At 71.4% G+C, this 19172-nt stretch carries 18 protein-coding genes; 9 read left to right on the forward strand and 9 right to left on the reverse strand.

The window, feature by feature from the left end:
- Positions 1-91: 91 nt before the first annotated feature.
- Genes cydD through CXP56_RS15860 form a run of 3 tightly spaced genes read right to left on the reverse strand, consistent with a single transcriptional unit; the run spans position 92 to position 5922 of the window.
- The gene (gene cydD, locus CXP56_RS15850; RefSeq protein ID WP_051309513.1) at positions 92-3424 is read right to left on the reverse strand and encodes a thiol reductant ABC exporter subunit CydD; all 3333 of its coding nucleotides are present in this window, start codon (positions 3422-3424) and stop codon (positions 92-94) included.
- Positions 3424-4431 (reverse strand): cytochrome d ubiquinol oxidase subunit II, encoded by a 1008-nt coding sequence (gene cydB / locus CXP56_RS15855; RefSeq protein WP_028846026.1) that lies wholly within the window; start codon positions 4429-4431, stop codon positions 3424-3426. The genes cydD and cydB overlap by 1 nt, the downstream gene beginning before the upstream one ends.
- Before the next feature lie 9 nt (positions 4432-4440).
- Entirely contained in the window at positions 4441-5922 is a 1482-nt protein-coding gene (locus CXP56_RS15860; protein ID WP_028846025.1) for a cytochrome ubiquinol oxidase subunit I, read from the reverse strand.
- A gap of 333 nt (positions 5923-6255) precedes the next feature.
- Here CXP56_RS15860 and CXP56_RS15865 point away from each other — a divergent pair, with 333 nt between their 5' ends.
- Complete coding sequence (locus CXP56_RS15865) at positions 6256-7980, forward strand: sensor histidine kinase (protein WP_028846024.1); 1725 nt, start codon at positions 6256-6258, stop codon at positions 7978-7980.
- A 42-nt stretch (positions 7981-8022) separates the two neighbouring features.
- On the opposite strand, the gene CXP56_RS15870 is transcribed toward CXP56_RS15865, so the two are convergent.
- Entirely contained in the window at positions 8023-8688 is a 666-nt protein-coding gene (locus CXP56_RS15870) for a response regulator transcription factor (RefSeq protein ID WP_281168961.1), read from the reverse strand.
- 209 nt (positions 8689-8897) lie between these two features.
- On the opposite strand from CXP56_RS15870, the gene CXP56_RS15875 reads away from it, so the two are divergent.
- From CXP56_RS15875 to CXP56_RS15890, 4 genes are all read left to right on the forward strand, one after another.
- Positions 8898-9557 (forward strand): response regulator, encoded by a 660-nt coding sequence (locus CXP56_RS15875; protein WP_028846022.1) that lies wholly within the window; start codon positions 8898-8900, stop codon positions 9555-9557.
- Between the two features lie 127 nt (positions 9558-9684).
- A complete protein-coding gene (locus CXP56_RS15880) occupies positions 9685-10104 on the forward strand; it encodes a hypothetical protein (protein ID WP_028846021.1) in 420 nt (139 codons plus the stop codon).
- Between the two features lie 188 nt (positions 10105-10292).
- A complete protein-coding gene (locus CXP56_RS15885; protein ID WP_038044209.1) occupies positions 10293-11174 on the forward strand; it encodes a PaaX family transcriptional regulator in 882 nt (293 codons plus the stop codon).
- A 63-nt stretch (positions 11175-11237) separates the two neighbouring features.
- Positions 11238-12029, forward strand: coding sequence for a type 1 glutamine amidotransferase (locus CXP56_RS15890; protein WP_286901738.1), 792 nt, complete (start codon positions 11238-11240; stop codon positions 12027-12029).
- Between the two features lie 74 nt (positions 12030-12103).
- Here CXP56_RS15890 and CXP56_RS15895 read toward each other — a convergent pair whose 3' ends face one another.
- From CXP56_RS15895 to CXP56_RS15915, 5 genes are all read right to left on the reverse strand, one after another.
- The gene (locus CXP56_RS15895) at positions 12104-12943 is read right to left on the reverse strand and encodes a class I SAM-dependent methyltransferase (RefSeq protein ID WP_286901740.1); all 840 of its coding nucleotides are present in this window, start codon (positions 12941-12943) and stop codon (positions 12104-12106) included.
- A 191-nt stretch (positions 12944-13134) separates the two neighbouring features.
- Positions 13135-13701 carry a cysteine hydrolase family protein gene (locus CXP56_RS15900; RefSeq protein ID WP_286901741.1) on the reverse strand — a complete coding sequence of 189 codons (567 nt, stop codon included), beginning with the start codon at positions 13699-13701 and terminating at the stop codon, positions 13135-13137.
- A 194-nt stretch (positions 13702-13895) separates the two neighbouring features.
- Entirely contained in the window at positions 13896-14408 is a 513-nt protein-coding gene (locus CXP56_RS15905; RefSeq protein WP_028846019.1) for a gluconokinase, read from the reverse strand.
- A gap of 116 nt (positions 14409-14524) precedes the next feature.
- Complete coding sequence (locus tag CXP56_RS15910) at positions 14525-14839, reverse strand: hypothetical protein (protein ID WP_028846018.1); 315 nt, start codon at positions 14837-14839, stop codon at positions 14525-14527.
- A gap of 83 nt (positions 14840-14922) precedes the next feature.
- Positions 14923-15516, reverse strand: coding sequence for a D-alanyl-D-alanine carboxypeptidase family protein (locus CXP56_RS15915; RefSeq protein ID WP_051309511.1), 594 nt, complete (start codon positions 15514-15516; stop codon positions 14923-14925).
- A 309-nt stretch (positions 15517-15825) separates the two neighbouring features.
- On the opposite strand from CXP56_RS15915, the gene CXP56_RS15920 reads away from it, so the two are divergent.
- Genes CXP56_RS15920 through CXP56_RS15935 form a run of 4 tightly spaced genes read left to right on the forward strand, consistent with a single transcriptional unit; the run spans position 15826 to position 19140 of the window.
- Positions 15826-16488, forward strand: coding sequence for a phosphatase PAP2 family protein (locus CXP56_RS15920; RefSeq protein ID WP_286901742.1), 663 nt, complete (start codon positions 15826-15828; stop codon positions 16486-16488).
- Between the two features lie 8 nt (positions 16489-16496).
- Positions 16497-17180 carry a response regulator gene (locus tag CXP56_RS15925; protein ID WP_028846016.1) on the forward strand — a complete coding sequence of 228 codons (684 nt, stop codon included), beginning with the start codon at positions 16497-16499 and terminating at the stop codon, positions 17178-17180.
- 50 nt (positions 17181-17230) lie between these two features.
- Entirely contained in the window at positions 17231-18655 is a 1425-nt protein-coding gene (locus CXP56_RS15930; RefSeq protein ID WP_028846015.1) for an ATP-binding protein, read from the forward strand.
- Positions 18652-19140: a GerMN domain-containing protein gene (locus CXP56_RS15935; RefSeq protein ID WP_051309413.1), complete on the forward strand. Its 489-nt coding sequence runs from the start codon at positions 18652-18654 to the stop codon at positions 19138-19140. The genes CXP56_RS15930 and CXP56_RS15935 overlap by 4 nt, the downstream gene beginning before the upstream one ends.
- Positions 19141-19172: the final 32 nt, after the last annotated feature.

Here is a 19172-nt window from a genome sequence, read left to right on the forward strand (position 1 = left end):
CCGGGCACGGGGCGGGCCGTCGCAGTTGCGCTCGCCGGCCAGGTGCCCGGCGGGCGAGGCCGAGGTGAGCCCGGTGGGTGTCTCGTGGCGATCAGGCGGTCGCCGGTTCGGATCGCCTCGCCACGGGGCTCGCAGCGGGCCCGACGCGGCCGTCGCGCACCTCCAGCACCACGTCCGCGTGCGCGGCTTCCTCGGGCCGATGGGTCACGTGGACGACCGTGTGGCCGGCCAGCAGCGTGCGCAGGTTGTCGAACAGGGCAGTCGCCGTCGGCCGGTCGAGGTGGGCGGTGGGCTCGTCCAGGAGCACCACCCGTGGCCCGCCGGGGCGGAGCGCGGCGAGCAGAGCACGAGCGATCGCCAGCCGCCGGGCCTGGCCGCCGGACAATCCTGCGCCCGCGCTGCCCAGGACGAGATCCAGCCGGTCGGCGAGCTCGGGCAGCCGGGCGGTGCGCAGCGCGGACACGAGCTGGTCCTCGTCCGCGGCGGGGTCGCCCAGGCGCAGGTTCTCCGCGACCGATGCCGAGATCAGCTGCGGATCCTGCGGTGCCAACGCCACCGATCCGGGCAGCGCCGCCGTGCCGCCCTCGCCCGGCAGCAGCCCGGCGAGCGCGGCGAGCAACGTGGACTTGCCCGCACCCGACGGACCGACGATCGCCACGTGCGTCCCCGGCTCGATGCGCAGCCGGACGTCACGCAGGGCGGGCTCGGCCGCACCCGGCCACCGGAGAGTCACCGACCGCAGTTCGATGGTGCCGTCGTCGGTGCGGCGCACCGCGGAGCTGCCGGGCGGCTGCTCGTCGAACAGCTCCGCCAGCCGCCGGCGAGCGCTGTCGAGCACCGGGGCGTGCACGGCAACCGGGGGCAGGAGGGCCAACGCTTCGGCCAACGTCAACGGCACGAGCGCGATCGGCACCGCGAGCAGCGGGTCGAGCTGCCCGGCGGCCACCGCGTCCGCCGCGAGCCAGGTGGCCCACACCGACGCCAAGCCGCTCGCCGCGGTGATCACGGCGGAGGCCAGCCCGTCGGCGAGTGCGGCACGGCGAGCCAGCCGGGTCAGCCGGTGGTCGGCAGCGGTGAGCGCGGCTTGGTGCCTGCGCAGGCGGCCGAACGCCATCAGCTCGGCGGCACCTTCGAGCAGGGCGAGCACGCGCCGATGCACGTCGCGCTGGGTGTCCGACTGCAGCATCGTCGCCCGGCGATCGGCATACCACTGGGCGAGCACGGCCAGCACGGCACCCGCGGTGGCGAGCACAGCCAGCACCGCGCCGGCCTCGGGCAGCATGAACGCTTCGACGACGACGGCCGTCGCGATCACCGTGGCCACCACGGCAGGCGGCGTGACGACCCGGGGGAGCAGGTCACGGACGTGATCGACGTCGTCGACAACGGCACCCTCACCCGAGCCAGCCGACCGTAGCTGCGCCGCGCGCGCCGGGCCGATGCGCACCAGGGCGGCCCAGAGGCGCTGCCGCAGCCGGTTGGCGACCTGGAACGCGGCATCGTGCACGGCGAGACGTTCGACGTAGCGCAGCGCGGCCCTGGCCAGCCCGAAGGTGCGCACCCCGACGATGGCCACGGTCAACGTGAGGATCGGTGGCTGCTGCGCGGCCTTGGCGATGAGCCAAGCGGACACCGCGGTCAATGCGATCGCCGACAGCAGCGCCAGCGCGCCGAACATCGTCCCGGTCAGCAGTTTGCGATGCAGGATGTCCCGCCACGGCAGCAGCCGGCCGGAGTGCGGTGCAGCGTCTTCCAGCTCGTCACGGCGGCCCGGCACGGTCGTCCGGGCAGGCGCCCGCGAGTCGTCCCTGGCCGCCTCGTGCGCCGCGATCAGCACGGTCGCGCCGTCCTCGGCGGCGGCGCGAATCCGAGCCATCACCCGCGCGGCGTTCGCCTCGTCGAGATGAGCGGTCGGCTCGTCGAGCAGCAACACCCGCGCGCCGCAGCGCACCCGGAGCAGGGCGCGGGCGACAGCCACGCGTTGCCGCTGCCCGAGCGACAGTGTGCCCGGGTCGCGATCCAGCAGATCGAGGCATCCGAGCGCGGTGGCCATGTGCTCGACGTCGTCCGCCGACGGCTGCCGATCGAGGTCTTCGGCCGCGGTAGCCAGCTCGGCCCGCACGGTCTCCTCGGTGAACACCGGGAACTGCGGCACCCAGGCCACCATGCGCCGCCAGTGCGCGGGATCCAGCTCGCGCAGTGGACGTCCGTCGACGGTCACCGAGCCGGCCGAAGGCGGGACGAACCCCAGCAGCACCGCGAACGTGGTGGACTTCCCGCCGCCACTCGGCTCGGTCAGCCAGGTGATCTGCCCGGGCAAAGCGAGAAACGAGGCACCGTCGGGGCGGAATCCGCCGCGACGGCGGACGCGCAGACCGCGGACCTCGATCACCGCGCCAGGGTCCGCCACCGGGGTGTGCGCACGACGGCCGGCCATGGCCGGTTGCTGGGCGAGCACGTCGACGACCCGGCGCACGGCTTCGGTCCCGTCCGCGCTGGCGTGGAACGCCGCCCCCACGGCGCGCAACGGCTGATAGCACTCCGGCGCGACGATGAGCACGGCCAGCCCCACGGCCAGGTCCATGCTGCCGCCGACCAGGCGGACGCCGATGGTGACCGCGATCAATGCCACCGACAGCATGGCGGCCAGCTCCAGCACGAACGACGAGGAGAATGCCAGCCGGAGCGTGGTCATGCTGGCGCGGCGGTGCCGCTCGCCGAGCCTGCCGACCGCCGTCCGCTGCGCGCCGGCCTGACCGAACGCGGTCAGCACCGGCAAGGCGCGGATCAGCTCCCGCAACTGGCCGGACTGCCGCTCGGTGGCGTCCATCGACGCCTTGGTGCGGTCGGCGGTGTGCATGCCGACCAGCGCCCCGAACAGCGGCAGCAGGGGGACGGTCAGTATCAGGATGACCGCCGACGGCCAGTCGGCCAGCAGCACCGCACCGCCGACGACGACCGGGACGACGGCGGCGGTGACCAGCGCAGGCAGGTACTCGGTGAAGTACTTGTCCAGCGCGTCGAGCCCGCGTGCGGCGACGACGGCCAGTTGCCCGGTGCCACGCCCGGCGATCCACTCCGGGCCGAGTTCGACCGCGCGCCGCACGACGGCCTCGCGCAGCTGCTGTTTGGTGCCCGCGGCCGCGCGCGCGGCCACCGTCCGGTGTGCCCATGCGACCACGGCCCGGCCTGCGGTGACCCCGATCAGCAGCCACCACTGGCGGGCGGCCACCGCCTCGCCCTGCACGATCTTCGCCAGGACGTCGGCGAGCAGAAAGCCCTGTGCGACCAGCAGGCAGGCGGAGATCAGCGCAAGCGCGGCCAGGACGGCCAGCGCGCGGCGGGCCGTCCTGGACAACGCGGGCAACGGGCCGAGCGGGCCGCGGCCGGGCCGCGCTCGCGAGGCGGTTGCACGCTGCAGCATCACGGCACCTTCACCGGGGGCATGTGGTGCACGGCGATGCGCTGCCGGAACACCCAGTAGGTCCAGCCCTGGTAGATCAGCACCGCCGGGGTGCCGAAAAGCGCCACCCAGCTCATCACTTCCAGCGTGTACGGGCTGCTTGCCGCATCAGCGATGGTCAGCGAGAACGCCGGGTCCACGGTGGAGGGCACCACGTAGGGGTGCAGTGCGGCGAACAACGTCATCACGGTGCCGACCACGGCCAGGCCGAGCAGCGCGAACGCCTGGCCTTCCTGCCATGCGGCCAGCCGCAGCCACGCGATCACCGCGGCGGCCAGCACGATCGCCACCGCGATCCACCCGAACGTGGTGTTCTCCCGCAGGCCGACCAGCACCAGCAGCGCCACCAGCGGCACCACGGCGATCGGTCCGGCCCGCAAGGCCAGCCGCCGGGCCCGTGCGCGGATGTCGCCCTCGGTCTTCAGCGCGATGAACACCGCGCCGTGCACCAGCGCGTAGCCGGCCACCGCGAGCCCGCCGAGCACCGAGTACCAGTCGAGCATCGCCAGCGGGCCGCCGACCCGGTTGCCCGCCTCGTCGATCGGCAACCCGAACACGTTGGTCACCAGCACCGCGCCGACCCCGATCGTGGCGACCCAGGAGCAGACGACGAGGATCCAGTCCCACACGTTGCGCCACCGGTCCGAGTCGACCTTGCCGCGGTACTCGAACATCACGCCGCGGCCGATGAGCGCCAGCAGGAAGATCAGCAGCGGCACGTAGGCGGTGGAGAACAGCGACGCGTACCAGCCGGGGAAGGCGGCGAACGTGGCGCCGCCCGCGACCAGCAGCCACACCTCGTTGCCGTCCCACACCGGGCCGATGGTGTTGATCAGCACCCGCCGTTCCGGCTCGGTGCGGCCGAGCACCCGCAGCAGCATGCCGACGCCGAAGTCGAAGCCCTCGAGAAACAGGTAGCCGAGCCACAGCACGGCGATGATGACGAACCACAAGGTGGCCAGGTCCATGGCAGCCTCCTAGTAGGCGAACGACAGGACGTTGTCGTCGTCGGCTTGGTCTGCTCTGCGCGGTGGCATGGCGCCTTCCACGCCGCCGCGGACGTACTTGCGCAGCAGGTAGATCTCCACCACCGCCAGCACCCCGTACACCGCGGTCAGCGTGATCAGCGACGCCCACACCTCGCCTGCGCTGAGCCGGGAGACAGCTTGCGCGGTGAACATCCACATCCCGTCGATGCCGACCGGGTTGGGCACGACCACGAACGGCTGGCGGCCCATCTCGGTGAAGATCCAGCCGAAGCTGTTGGCCGCGAACGGCAGCGCGATGCTCCACAGCGCCGCCCGGACGAGCCAGCGCGACCGCGGCAGCCGCCCGCCCCTGGTCAGCCACAGGGCGAGCAACCCCACCCCGGCTGAGATCGCGCCCAGCCCGATCATCAGCCGGAAGCTCCAGTAGGTGACCGGCAGGTTCGGCACGTAGTCGATGGGCTTTCCGGCCAGCTCACCGAGCGCCGGGTCGTCCGGGTAGTACTCGCCGTAGCGCTCCTGGTATTCCGCGACCAGGTCGTTGACGCCCTTGACCTCGCTGGTCAGGTCGCCGTTGGCCAGGAACGACAGCAGCGCGGGCACGGTCAGGCTCTTCACCTGCGTGCAGTCCTGCCCGGTCAGCTCACCGACCGCGAACACCGAGAACCCGGCGGGCTCCTCGGTGGCGCACAGCGCTTCCGCGGCGGCCATCTTCATCGGCTGCTGTTCGAACATCAGCTTGGCCTGCGCGTCGCCGCTGACCAGCAGCGCCACGAACGAGACGGCTCCCACCCACGCACCGAGCTTGAGCGAGGCCCGCCACACCGGCCGGTGCTCGTCGTCGGTGTCGCGCCGCCGCCACAGCCACCACACCGCGATGCCGACCAGGAACGCGCCGGCGACGGCGAACGCCCCGGCGATGGTGTGCGGGAAGGCCGCCAGCACGGTCGGGTTGGTCAGCACGTCCCCGATCGAGGTCATCTGCGGCTTGCCGTCGACGAAGCGCACGCCGACCGGATGCTGCATCCACGAGTTGGCGGCCAGGATGAAGTACGCCGACACCATCGTGGCCAGCGAGAAGGCCCATGCGCACGCCAGGTGCACCCGCTTCGACAGCCGGTCCCAGCCGAAGATCCACAGGCCGAGGAAGGTCGACTCGACGAAGAAGGCCAGCAAGCCCTCCATCGCCAGCGGGGCGCCGAACACGTCCCCGACGAAGCGGGAGTACTCGTTCCAGTTCATGCCGAACTGGAACTCCTGGACGATGCCCGTCACCACGCCCATGGCGAAGTTGATCAGGAGCAGCTTGCCCCAGAACTTCGTCATCCTCAGGTACTTGTCGTCGCCGGTGCGCACCCATGCGGTCTGCATGCCCGCGACGAGCAGCGACAGGCCGATCGTCAGCGGCACCATCAAGAAGTGGTAGACCGTGGTGATGCCGAACTGCCACCGCGCGAGATTGAGTACGTCCACTCCAGTCCCTCCAGGTGTCCGTCCCGCGCGGCCGGGCGGGCAGCCGGGTCCCCGGCTGCCCGGCGACCACGCGCGGGAAGGGTGAACGCAACCGCCGCGTCGGATCGGTCGGCGGGCGGCACGCTCGTGGTGGTCACATCGCGAACGTAGGTGCGCGGTGATCGACTTCGGCAGGTCCACAAGTCACCGCGCGGTAGGGACACCTGGCCGGGAATCCGCGCCGGAGCAGCGGAAACGTTGCTTCCGTCACGCTCGGGCGACTCCGCCGTTGCTGGCCGCGGCCCGGGGTGCCACCCTTGGGATGCGGGGTCGTGCGAGTGAAGGCGGGGCGCGATGAACGAGGACGTTCAACCGGACGTATCGCCTTCGGGCAGTGTCGTGCCGAAGGAGCTCCGGCTGGACGAGCTCATGCGCGAGGTCGCCGACCGGCTGCACGAGATCATGCACACCCGCGACGCGCTGAAGTCGCTGCTCGACGCGGTCGTGGCGATCGGCACCGGGCTGGACCTGGACGCGACGCTGCAGCGTATCGTGCGCGTCGCCACCGAGCTGGTGGATGCCCGCTACGGCGCGCTCGGCGTGCTCAACCCGGACGGCAACGGCCTGTCGGAGTTCGTCTTCGAGGGCATCACCCAGCAGGAGCGGGAACAGCTGGGCAACCCGCCGGAGGGCCACGGCCTGGTGGGGCTGCTGATCAAGGACCCCAAGCCGATGCGGCTGAAGGACCTGACCAAGCATCCCGCGTCGGTCGGCTTCCCGCCCGGGCATCCGCCGATGTACAGCTTCCTCGGGGTGCCGATCCGGGTCCGTGACGAGGTCTTCGGCAACCTCTATCTGACCGAGAAGCGCGGCGGGTCGGAGTTCACCGACGACGACGAGGCGATCATCCAAGCGCTGGCGTCCGCCGCGGGCGTGGCGATCGAGAACGCCCGGCTGTTCGCGCAGGCGCGGGACCAGGCGCGCTGGCTCAGCGCCAGTGCACGGGTGAACGCTCAGCTGCTCGGCGGGGCGTCGGAGAACGAGTCGCTGACCTCGATCTGCCGCCTGGTGCTGGATTTGGCCTCGGCATGCTGCGTGGCGGTCCTGCTCGAGGACCCGGCGGACGTCGACTCGCTGGTGGTCCGTGCCGCGGCGGGACAGGACGCCGAGGGCATCGAGGGCACCATGCTGCCGAAGAAGACCCCGGTGGTGGCCGAGGTGCTGGCCAGCGGGGCGCCGCAGCTGACCGACGAGCTGGGCAAGTACCTGCCGGACGACCTGGCGCTGCCCGCCGGCCTGGCCGGGCCCGCGGCGGTGGTGGCGATCCACAACACCGCGCAGGCGAACGGGGTGCTGCTGGCGGGCAGGCAGAAGGGTGCGGAGACGTTCAGCCGCGACCAGGTGCAGGTGCTCGCCTCGTTCGCCGACCAGGCGTCGGTGGCCATGGAGCTGGCCGACAAGCAGCGGCAGCAGCGGATGCTCGACGTGCTGGCCGACCGTGACCGCATCGCCGCCGACCTGCACGACCACGTGATCCAGCGGCTGTACGCGGGCGGGATGCGGCTGCAGAGCATCCTGCCGCGGATCACCGACCCGGTGGCGCAGAGCAGGGCAGAGGCGTTGGTCGCCGAGCTCGACGAGACCATCAACGAGATCCGTACCGCCATCTTCGACCTGCACACCTCCGGTGATCAGCGTCGCCCCGGGCTGCGCCGCCGGGTGCTCGACGTGGTCACCGAGACCACCGGCGACACCGAGCTGAGCCCGTCGGTGCGCATTCACGGTGCGATCGAGACGGTGGTGCCGAAGGAGGTCGGCGAGCACGCCCTGGCGGTGCTGCGCGAAGCGCTGTCCAACGTCGTCCGGCACGCGAACGCGTCGGTCGTGTCGGTGACCGTGTCGGCCGACGATGCGCTGCTGGTGGAAGTGGTCGACGACGGTGACGGGATGGCCGAGGTGCCGCACCACCGCGGGCTGGCCAACATGCAGCGGCGTGCCGCGCACTGCGGTGGCTCGCTGCAGATCACCAGCGAACCGGGCGCGGGCACGACCGTGTCCTGGCGCGTCCCGCTCCGGTGATCGGCGCGCCGGCGGCGCCCGGTGTGGCGGTGAGCCGAGTGGTCAGGTTCCCGGTTCGCGCCGTGGCGTGTCGAGCTCGGCGGCCATCGCGGCGAGCTGCGCGCGGCGCTGCAGGTCGAGCTTGCGCAAGATCTGCGACACGTAGTTCTTGACCGTCTTGTCCGACAGGAACATGCGCTGGCCGATCTGCTTGTTGGTCAGACCTTGGCTGATCAGATCGAACACCTCGCGCTCCTTGGCGGACAACTCGGCGAGCGGGTCGATCCGCCGGGAACGCATGCGCGCGCGCAGCGCGTCGACGTCACGCGGCTGGAGCAAGGACTTGCCTTCGCCGACCGCCCGCACCGATCCGATCAGGTCGACCCCGAGCACCTGCTTGAGCACGAAGCCGCTGGCTCCGGCCATGACCGCGTCGAGCAACGCGTCGTCGTCGGTGTAGGAGGTCAGCATCAGGCACTTCAGCTGGGGTATCCGGTTGCGCAGCTCGCGGCACAACTCGACCCCGTTGCCGTCCGGCAACCGCACGTCGAGGATTGCCACGTCGGCGTCCGCTGGGACGGTGGCCAGCGCGTCGGCCACCGAACCCGCCTCCCCGACGATGTGCAGATCGGGATGGTCGGCGAACAGCTCCCTGATTCCTCGCCGCACGATCTCGTGATCGTCGACAAGAAACACCCGGGTCATGCCCACCTCCCGTGCGCGGTCCATTGCCACACAGGCGACGGTATGCCGCGCGGCTCGCCATGACCAGCCCGAAGGGCCCCGACCGGAAGGGCCTTTCGGACGTTGTCCGCACCGGGGCCGAGCCGACGGCATAGAAAGGTGGCCCGACGGGTGACCGCGCGACGCGCGGAAGCCGCCGCAGCCGGCGGGTAGGCTCGGCGGTGACCAAGGGGGCGGGCGCAGGAGGCGGGAAGATGATCGAAGTCTTCGTGGTGGACGATCACGAGATCGCCCGGCTCGGCGTCGCGAGCCTGCTCGAGGAACAGCCGGACATGACGGTGACCGGGCAGGCCTCGACCGCCAGGCAGGCACTGGCCCGGATCCCGGCACTGCGGCCGGACGTCGCGGTGCTGGACGTGCGGCTGCCCGACGGGGACGGGGTCGAGCTGTGCCGCGAGCTGCGCGGCAAGCTGCCCGAGCTGAAATGCCTGATGCTGACCTCGTCCACGGACGAGCAGGCGATGCTGGAAGCGGTACTCGCCGGGGCCGCCGGGTACGTCGTCAAGGACATCCGCTCGGCACGGCTGGTGGAGGCGATCCGGCTGGTGGCCGCGGGACAGTCGCTGCTCGACGCGAGGGCGTCGGCCGTGCTGTTGCGCAGGCTGCGCGGGGACGATGCGGACGCCGGTCCGCTGAAGGACTTGTCCGACCGGGAACGCGAACTGCTCGAGCTGATCGGCGAGGGCCTGACCAACCGTCAGATCGCCGAACGCATGTACCTGGCCGAGAAGACGGTGAAGAACTACGTCTCGCGCCTGCTGGCCAAATTGGGCATGCGGGGACGTGCCCAGCTGGCGGCACTCGCGGTGCGGCAGCGCGGCGCCGCGGGCAAGCCGCCGCCCGGGCTCGGCTGACCCGGCGCGCGGCGACATCACGACATCAGACCCCATGATCACGGGCCGATCGGCCGGGCCCGAAGGCCCGGTGCCGGGTGCACACTTGCGGTGACGCACCCATCAACGCACGTCAGGACGGTGAACGATGACGCAGCTTGCGATCGCGGTGACCTTCGTGTGGCTGGGCATGGTGCTGGCGATCTCCTTCCTGGAGGCGCCGCTGAAGTTCCGGGCGCCGGGCATCACTGTGCCGCTGGGCCTGGGCATCGGCCGGATCGTCTTCCGCGCCTTGAACACGGTCGAGGTCGTGCTGGCCGTGGTGCTGGTGGTGGCTGCGATCGTGGCCGGGATCACCGGGCTCGAGCTGGCGCTCGGTGTCGTGGTGATCGCCATCCTGGCCGTCCAGCTGCTCGGCGTCCGTCCGCGCCTGACGCGCCGTTCCGACCAGGTCCTGTCGGGCAAGTCCGACGGCTCGCAGCGGTCCCGCACCCACTACGTGTACGTCGCGTTCGAGGTGGCCAAGGTCGCCGGGCTCATCGCGCTGGGCGCCGCCCTGCTGGCCTGAGCCGCTCCGCCGGCCCCGTCACGAAGCTTGCGCCGAGTCCGGCACCGAACGCAGCCGGTCACCTACGTGGCGTGTATCTCAAACCATCGTGGGACACCCGTGCTAGGCCGAACAGCCCAGCCGACTGCTCTGAACGGGGTAGCGTGGCCACGCTACCCCGTTCGGCACGGCAAGGGAGTTCGGACTCCATGGCTTCGGCAGTCAGACAGCGCAAGCGGCCCGGGCGCGGCGAAGGGGTGATCGCCGATCTGCGCGACATCGCCCTGCGCAGCGCTCCCGCGCTTCTGCTGGTCATCCTCGGCGAGTTCGTGCTTCCCCGGCGGCAGCCGGTGTGGTCGAGCACGTTGATCCGGGCGCTGGGCGAATGCGGCGTGGAAGCGGTCGCGGCGCGCAAAGCCATCCAGCGCACGGCCGAGCGCGGCACCATCACCGACGTCCGGCACGGTCGCAAAGTGCGCTGGATGCTCACCGGCACCGGGACCACCATGATCACCAAGGGGGCCGAGCGGGTGCTCGGCTTCACCGGCGAGACCAGGGAATGGGACGGCACGTGGCTGATCGTGAACACCACCGTGCCCGAGTCCCATCGCAATCTCCGCTACCACCTGCGCACCAGGCTCACCTGGGCGGGCATGGGATCCCCGGCGCCAGGGACATGGATCAGCCCGCACGCCGCGCGGGCCGACGAGGTGGCCGGCATCATCACCGGCCTGGGACTGGCCGACTGGTCCATGTCCTACGTCGGCCGGTTCGGCCCGGTCGGGGACGAACGCCGCACCGTACAGCGCGCGTGGGACCTGGAGGATCTGCACCGCCACTACGCCGAGTTCCTGCAGCAGTTCCGGCTGGCCGCGGTCGACGACGAGGCGTCGGCCTTCCGGCAGCAGGTCGAACTCGTCCAGGCGTATCGGCGGTTCCCCTACCTCGATCCTGCCCTGCCCGCGGCGTTGACGTCCGGGGGATGGATCGGCGTGGAAGCGGCGAAGTTGTTCCACAGCAAACGCAGCGAGTGGTCGGAGCAGGCGCACCGCTACTGGGAGCGGTTGTGCGCGGAAACCGAAGGCGGCTAGCCCGCAGCCGGCGGGCGGGCGACGGGTGCGTCGGTCGCCCGCCGGTTCCGATAGCCTGCGGGCATGGCGGGTGCATCAGCCGAGCACACGAGCGGGCCGGCCGTTCTGGTGATCCAGCCCGACGACATCGTCGGCATTGCGCGGTTCGGACGGTGGCTGGCCGATGCCGGGGTGGAGTGCCGGATCGTCCGGCCCTATGCGGGCGAGCCGGTGCCCGACCGGATGGCCGAGCACGGCCTGCTGATCCTGGGCGGGCGCATGAGCGCCAACGACGACCACGACCATCCCTGGCTGTCCGACGTCCGGAAGCTGCTCCGGCACGCGGTGGAGTCGTCGACTCCGACACTGGGCATATGCCTGGGCGGGCAGCTGCTCGCGCGCGCCATGGGTGGCACGGTCGAACGCGGCGACCGCGGCATGGAAACCGGTGTGGTGCGGGTGCGGTGGCGGCCCGAGGCGGATGTCGACCCACTGGTCACCGGCTTGCCGTCGCCGCTGACCGCGGTGTCGTCACACCGCGACATGGTCGCCGTGCTCCCGCCGGGCGCCAGCTGGCTCGGCAGCAGCGAGATGTATCCGCACCAGGCGTTCCGGGTGGGCGCCCGGGCCTGGGGTGTGCAGTTCCACCCGGAGGCGTCGATCGACGACTACCGGCGCTGGCGGGCGGTCAGCACGGCCTCGGACCCGGAGACGCTGGAGCGGATGCGCGTCGGGGAGCGTGAGCTCGAGCGGCTGGACGCCCAAGTCGCGGCGCACTGCAGGCAGCTGGCGGCCCGGTTCGGCGAGCACGTATGCGCGCGGTGGAGGCAACGAGCCGCGGCGCAGGCGTCATCGCTGCGAGGTCACGGCCGGTGATGCCCAGGGGCCTGTAGGGGGCGGTTGGCCGCGTCCGTCCCCGTCACGACATCGCGGGCGGTGTCAGGCCGATCTCAAGGGCGGCGAGCCGCCCACGCCATCCGCTCGGCCCAGACGGCCAGGTCCGGTCGGTGGCACACGCAGCGCGGGCTGTCCTGATCGACCAGGTCGTCGAGTGCAGCAAGATCTTCGGCCGGCACGAGGCCGGTCACTGCTTGCCGCAGGCGCCGCAGGCTCATGAGCGCGTACGCGCCCACCGCTGGGCGGCCGGCTCCGCTGACCTCGATCGTCAGCGATGTGGTGTCCTCGACGCGGAATCCCGCCGAGGTGAGCTTGGCCGCCCAGTCGGCGCCGATGTGGGGAAGCCGCTCCGCCTGCCGGTGCTGGTGCGCGGCGTGGCATCGCTGCTCCAGGCCCGGACGGAACTCCGGGCCGTCCGGCGGCAGGAAGCGGGCGAAGCGGGTCAGTTCGACGACCGCGAGCAGCCCGCCGGGGGTGAGCATCCGGTACGCCTCGGCCAGGGCTCGGTCCGGATCCGCCAGGTGGTGCAGCGCGTTCGCCACCCACACCAGGTCAGCCGGGCCGATGTCCGGCCACACCGCGTCGAGGTCGGCTTGCACCAGGCGGACCCGGGAAGCCACGCCACGGACGTCGGCTGTGCGCTGCAGGTGGGAGAGGTGGTCCTCCGCGGAGTCCACGGCGATGACACGGGCATCGGGGAATCGAGCCAGCAGCGCGAATGTCCCGGCGCCGGTGCCGCAGCCGAGGTCGACGATCGTGCGCGGGGGAGTGGACACGGGTAGCCACGCGGCGATCTTCGCGGTGTGGTCGGCGAAGATCTCGGCTTGCAGGGCAAGCATCTCGGCCGAGGGGTCGGCATGGCCGGAGTGGTGGGCGTCGTGCGTGCCGTGCATGCGTTGCACGGTAGTCGCGGCAGTGCCTCGCGTACGTGGCGTCCGCGGCAAGCGAACTCAACGCGGCGTGATCCACCCCGGCGTGGTGGCTCGGCGATCGCGGCGGTCTCGCCCCGGCCCGGCCACAATGTCATCCGTGGTCATTCGTGGTCATCCGTGGTCATCCGTGGGGATTCGCCGCGGTTGCTGACCTAGGGATGCTCCTTGAGCAGAGCGGCAGCTTCGTCGGTCGCCACCACGGAGCCGAAGTAGCGCATGATGTCCTCCAGTGAAGCCCGCTCGAGATGCTGCCGATCGGAGTTGGTCGCTTCGCGGGGAACCACCACGGCGAAGCCGTGCGCGAATCCGTCCTGGCAGGTGGCGCGGACGCACACGTTGGTCTCCACTCCGGCCACCACGATGCGCTCGATCCGCTGCTCGTGCAGGGTCAGTGCCAGGTCGGTGGCGAAGAAGCCCGAGTACCGCCGCTTCGGCACCACCAGCTCACCCGGCCGGTCGACGGGGTGAAACCCGGGGTGGAAATCGGCTTCGAACGATCCGGCCAGGCAGTGCACCGGAATCTTCGGCTGTTCGGCGTCCGGCACGTTCGGCCGGTGCCGTTCGACCGTGTGCACGACGACGGCGCCCGCGTCGCGGGCGGTCGCCAACAAGTGCGTGAGCGGCTCGACCGCCTCCCGCACACGCGGGTAGTAGTGCGGCCCTGCGGGGTCGAAGAAGGCGTTGATGACGTCGACGAGGATGAGAGCCGTCTTGCTCATGCCTGGGCGCCCTCCGCAGTCGGGTCGTGGCCTGCTTGTCCCTGCCGCGGCAGGCGTCGTTGCCCGTACGTCGGCACCTACCAGGTGTACCGCGTGAAAGGCCGCAGCCCAGCACCGGCCAGGTGATCAGCCGAGGGCAAGGGGCCCGTCCGCGGAAGATCAGTTCGGCGGGGAGCGGGTCGCGGAAGATCGTGCTACGCGCGCTGCATCGCCAGCCACGCGGAGACGCGGTCGACGATGTCGTCGACGGGAAGGTCGAAGCGAAGCGTGATCCCGGCTTCGTCGGCGGCCAGCGGCTCCAGCGTCGCTTGCTGGGAGTCCACCAGCTCCGCTGGCATGAAGTGGTTCGTACGCCGCCGCACCCGTTCCCGGGCGATCTCGATGTCGCCGACCAGGTGCACGAACACGGTGGTGGGCGACGAGTCGCGCAGAACGTCGCGGTAGGCGCGGCGAAGTGCCGAACAGGCGACGACCGCACCGGCCTCGTGGCGCGCCAGCCAGGCACCGATCCGGTGCAGCCACGGCATCCGGTCGCTGTCGGTGAGCGGGGTGCCACCGGCCATCCTCGCTTTGGCCTGCGGGCTGTGGAAATCGTCGCCGTCCGCGAACGGCACAGCCAACCGGTCGGCGAGCGCCCGGCCGACGGTCGACTTGCCGGAACCGGTAATGCCCATGATCACCACCACGGGTGCCGATCGGCTGGGCATTACTGGTTCTCCCTCCGTCGCGGACGGCTCGACGCTATCCGACGACGGCGGGGTCCGGTCGTTCGCCCGCTGAGACGAAGGCCCTGCGACGAGGCCTGGTCAGCGGGCGAGAAGCGTCATGCCTCCGGGTGGTCGGCGTCCCCGGGCGCGGCCTGCGTGCCGAGCACGAAGCTGGCCTGGCCTTGCTCGTCGACGGTGGCGTCGAGCACCTTGTCGTCGAGCATCATCGCGGCCTGCGGGTCCAAGAAGACCCGGGCCCCCGAGCTGTCCACCAGCTGGTCGTCCGCCTCAGGCGCTGCCGCGATCTCGACGTGCAGCCCCGGAGCAGGCGCGTCCGGGTGCGACGAAATGCGCAGGCCTGCGCCTTCCTCGCCCACCGCGCTGGTGAGGTTGTTGACCACGGCGACGGCGGTCGGCGTGAGTACGAGCATGTGTTCCTCCTGCTTCGGTTTCGTGGAGTCCGCCAGGGTAGCCGGGGCCGGGCGGGTTCGCTCGTTCTGTGACGAGGCGGGTGTCACCCGGACACCTGCCCGGCGGTCTCCGACACCGGATGCCCAGGACGCGCACAGCTGAAACGTGGCGACGGCAGCCGTCGGGGCCGGACGTCGGGGTGATACTCGAAGTGCCACCACTCGTTGTCGTACATCCGGTACAGACCGTGTTTGCCGCCGTGCCGGTCCAGCCAGTGAGCTCCGGCCGGTGGCCGGACGTCGACGGCGATGCCGCGGACGTGCGCGGACTCGTCCGGCGGGAGGACGCGGGTGCGGGCGGCCCACGCCGAGCCGGTCCGGTGGACCTCGCGCCGGAACAGCAGGCGTTGCTGGTCCAGGTCCCGGTATCCGGAGGTCACGCCGATCAGGACGCCGTGCCGCCACAACGCCTCACTACGCGCCGCCTCCAGCGCCTGCCTGGTCCGCGGCGTCAGGCCGTGCAGGGACTCGGTGGGGAACCGCAGCGCCAGCGCCCAGTTCGCCGCCACCCGCAACGGGTGGCCGGGGCTGCGCAGCGCGGCGACCGGCACCAGGAGCACGGCCAGGGCGTAGGTGAGCACCGCGAACAGTCGTTGCCGGGCAATGGAGCGAGCGGCCAGAACGTGTGATTCGGTCATGGTGCCCACGCTCGGCCACCGATGTCCGGTCGCTGCGTCCGTCGAGTGATCACGCCGCATCGGATGTGTCATCATTCGGCACGTTGGCCCGACATTCCGCCCAAATCAGACGTATTGCCGTGAACGGCGAGGCGGTCGCGGCAGTGTCGTGCGGTGAGGAGTCGTGCGGTGAGGAGTCGTGCGGTGAGGACGCCTGCAGGAGCGGTTCCCGGCCGGTGCGCAGTTGTGACAAGACGATGACATTCCTCGCACCGAACACGGACATCGCGCAGCGAAGATCGAGATGTGCTGACCGAAACCGCAACTGCCGTGACCACACCGTTGAAGCAGCCGCTGTCCCGGCCGAGCTGGTGGGGTGCCCTGTGCGGGGCGATCGGCTGCGCGGTGGGGGTGGCGCTGATCTGCGTGGCGTTCGTGCGCACTCCTCTGGGGCAACACGTGGACGACGCGCTGATGCCCGAAGCGGCGCGTGGCGGCTATTACGCGGGAACGTCGGATGCCTACCAGGCAGCCAGGAGTGTCCTTCGCCTGGTGGGCAATCCCGTGCACATAGCGATCTTCGTCGCCGTTCTGGTGGTCGCGGGCCTGCTGGCCCGCCGGGTCGTCGCGGCGGTGGCGGGAGTGGGAGTGCTGTTCGGGTCGATCGGGGCCGCGCGGGTGCTGAAGGCGGAGATCGTCCGGCCGGACTTCGACGTGATCGGCACGTCTGCTCACAACAGTTTCCCCAGCGGGCACGTGGCGGCCGCGGCGGGGATGGTGTTCGCGGTGGCGTTGCTGATCCGTGCGGGGCACCGTCGGTGGATGCTGCTGCCCGGGGTGATCGTGTGCGCGGTGGTCACCGTGGCGACGATGGTGGCGGGATGGCACCGGCTGTCCGACGGCCTCGGGGCCGTTCTGGTGGCGGGCACGCTGTACTTCGTGGCGGTTGCCGTCGATCGGGTGATCAACCAGGACCTGGCTGACCTGCGATAGTGGGGGCCATGTCGCGCGTACTGCTGATCGAGGACGACGAGGCCGTACGAGACGGGTTGACCCTGGCGCTGGAGCGGCAGGGTCACAGCGTGGACGCGTTCGACAACGGTGAGCAAGCGCTGGCACGTCTTGGCGCGGTGCAGCCGGAAGTCGTGGTGCTCGACTTGATGCTGCCCGGCATGGACGGCTTCGAGGTGTGCCGCCGCATTCGCGCCGACGGCAACCTGCCGATCATCATGCTGACCGCCCGCAACGACGACATGGACGTCGTGGCGGGCCTGGAGGCGGGGGCGGACGACTACGTGGTCAAACCGGTCCAGCCACGCGTGCTGGAGGCCCGGATCAGGGCCGTGCTGCGCCGGGCGGTGAGCGAGCCGAAGCAGCCGCAGGGGGTGGAGGTGCACGGCGCGCTGACCATCGACCGGGTCGGCCTGGAGGTGAGCAAGAACGGCACGCCGATCGCGCTGGCGCCGACCGAGCTGCGGCTGCTGCTGGAGCTGTCCCGGGTCCCTCGGCGAGTGCTGAGCAGGCAGCAGCTGCTGGAATCCGTCTGGCAGCACGACTACCTGGGCGACTCCCGGCTGGTCGACGCGTGCGTGCAACGGCTGCGTGCCAAGATCGAGGACGACCCGGCCAAACCCGTCTACGTGCAGACCGTGCGTGGCTTCGGGTATCGCTTCGGACCTGTGTGACCACAGTGGATCGCGCACCCCAGCCGGATCCGGCCCGGCCACCGGGCCGGATGGGCCTGCGCACGCGTCTGTTGCTGGCGTTCGCCGCGTTGGCCGTTGTGACCACGACGATCACGGCCGGGGTGCTGTACTGGCGGGCCCGGTCGGCCGTCCTGCAGGCCACCCAGGACGCCGCAGCGACCGCGCTGACCGACCGGGTCAAGACGCTGCTGCCGCTGTCGTCGGTGCCGCCCCGCCGCGCCGACCTGGAGGAGCTGGTCGAGGGGCTGAGCGATCGCGGGTCCGGGGCGGTCGTGCTGTTCCGCGGCCAGCAGGCGTCGTCCGGAATGCACCCGCAGTCGCTGCCCGCCGAGCTGCGGTCGGCGGTGCGCTCCGGGCGCGTGGTGTGGCAGCGGGTGATGTGGGGGGACACCCCGACGCTGCTGGTCGGAACCGAGCTCCGGATCGGAACCGGGATGGGGGACAGCGTGCCGAGCGGGCTCGAGGTCTACCTGGCGCGGGATCTGCTGGCCGAACGGGATTCGATCGAGGAGCTCACCTGGTGGGCGGGGGCGGTCGGCGCCGGGTCGCTCGGGCTGGCAGCGGCACTGGCCTGGGTGGCGGCCAGGGGGGTGCTGCGCCCGGTGCGTGAGCTCAGGCACGCTGCCCGGCGTCTCGGCGAAGGCGACCTGAGTGCCCGCGTCACCGTGCGCGGCGCCGACGAACTGGCCGAGGTGGGACGCACCTTCAACGCCACCGCCCAGGTGCTGGAGCACCAGGTCAACGAGCTGCGCCGGATGGAGGCCGACGCCCGGCGGTTCGTCGCCGACGTCTCGCACGAGCTGCGGACCCCGCTGGCCGCGATGACCGCGGTGACCGACGTGCTGGACGAGGAAGCCGGCGACCTGCCCGGAGACGCCGGGCGGGCCGCCCGGCTGGTCAGCAGCGAAACGGCCAACCTCACCCGCCTGGTCAACGACCTGATCGAGGTGACTCGCTTCGATTCCGGGTCGGCGGCGTTGGCGCTGGACGATGTGGACGTCGCCGCCATCATCCGGGCGTGCTTGCGCTCGCGCGGGTGGCTGGACCAGGTCGAAGCCGACCTTCCCGAGGGCATCACCGCGCGGCTGGACCCTCGACGGCTGGATGTCATCGTGGCCAACCTGGTCGGGAATGCGCTGCGGCACGGCGAGCCTCCGGTGACGGTCCGGCTGACCGCCGACGAGGCGTGGGTGATGGTGGACGTCGAGGACAGCGGTCCCGGCATGGACGACGCCGTCCTGCCGCACGTGTTCGACCGGTTCTTCAAAGCCGACACCGCCCGCAGCCGATCCCAAGGCAGCGGGCTGGGCCTGGCGATCGCCTGGGAGAACGCCCGCCTGCACCGGAAAGGCGACCGGGTCGGCACGTTGACGGCGGCCAACCGGCCTGGCGGGGGCGCGGTGTTCACGCTGGCGCTGCCCCGCTACGGCGAGGGAACGGGGGAGAAGCGGTGAAGCGGGCCGTTGTCGGCTGCGTGCTGCTGTTGGTGACCGCGTGCGGGGTACGGCCCAGCGGGGTGATCGCCGGGGGTGCCGCGCCGGAGGGCCCGATCCTGGCGCCGGTGGTGTTCTTTCTGGTCGGCGACTCGCTGGCGCCCGCCGTCCGGCGCTCGGAGGGCGTCGATTCCCTGCTCGGTTGGCTCACGGCCGGGCCCACGATGCGGGAACGCCAGGAAGGGCTGCGCAGTGAAGTGCCGTCCGGTGTCACGCTGCGCGAGGAGGTGCGGGACGGCCGGCGGGTGATCACCGCATCGGTCGATCCGCGCACTCTGTCGCCGCTGGCGCTCGAGCAGATCGTGTGCACCGTGGCGTTCGCCGTCGACGGCGCCGGGCCGGTGATCATCGCCGGCGAGTCCGTCACCTTGCCGCCGCGCTGGTGCGGCGACCAGCGCTCCCGGCCCGCGGAGGAACTCCCCACGGGCCGGGTGGCGCCACGATGACGTCGGCCGGCGCGGTTGGTGCCGGCCGAGGA

The sequence above is a fragment of the Thermocrispum sp. genome, assembly GCF_002919275.1.
GTDB lineage: Bacteria > Actinomycetota > Actinomycetes > Mycobacteriales > Pseudonocardiaceae > Thermocrispum > Thermocrispum agreste.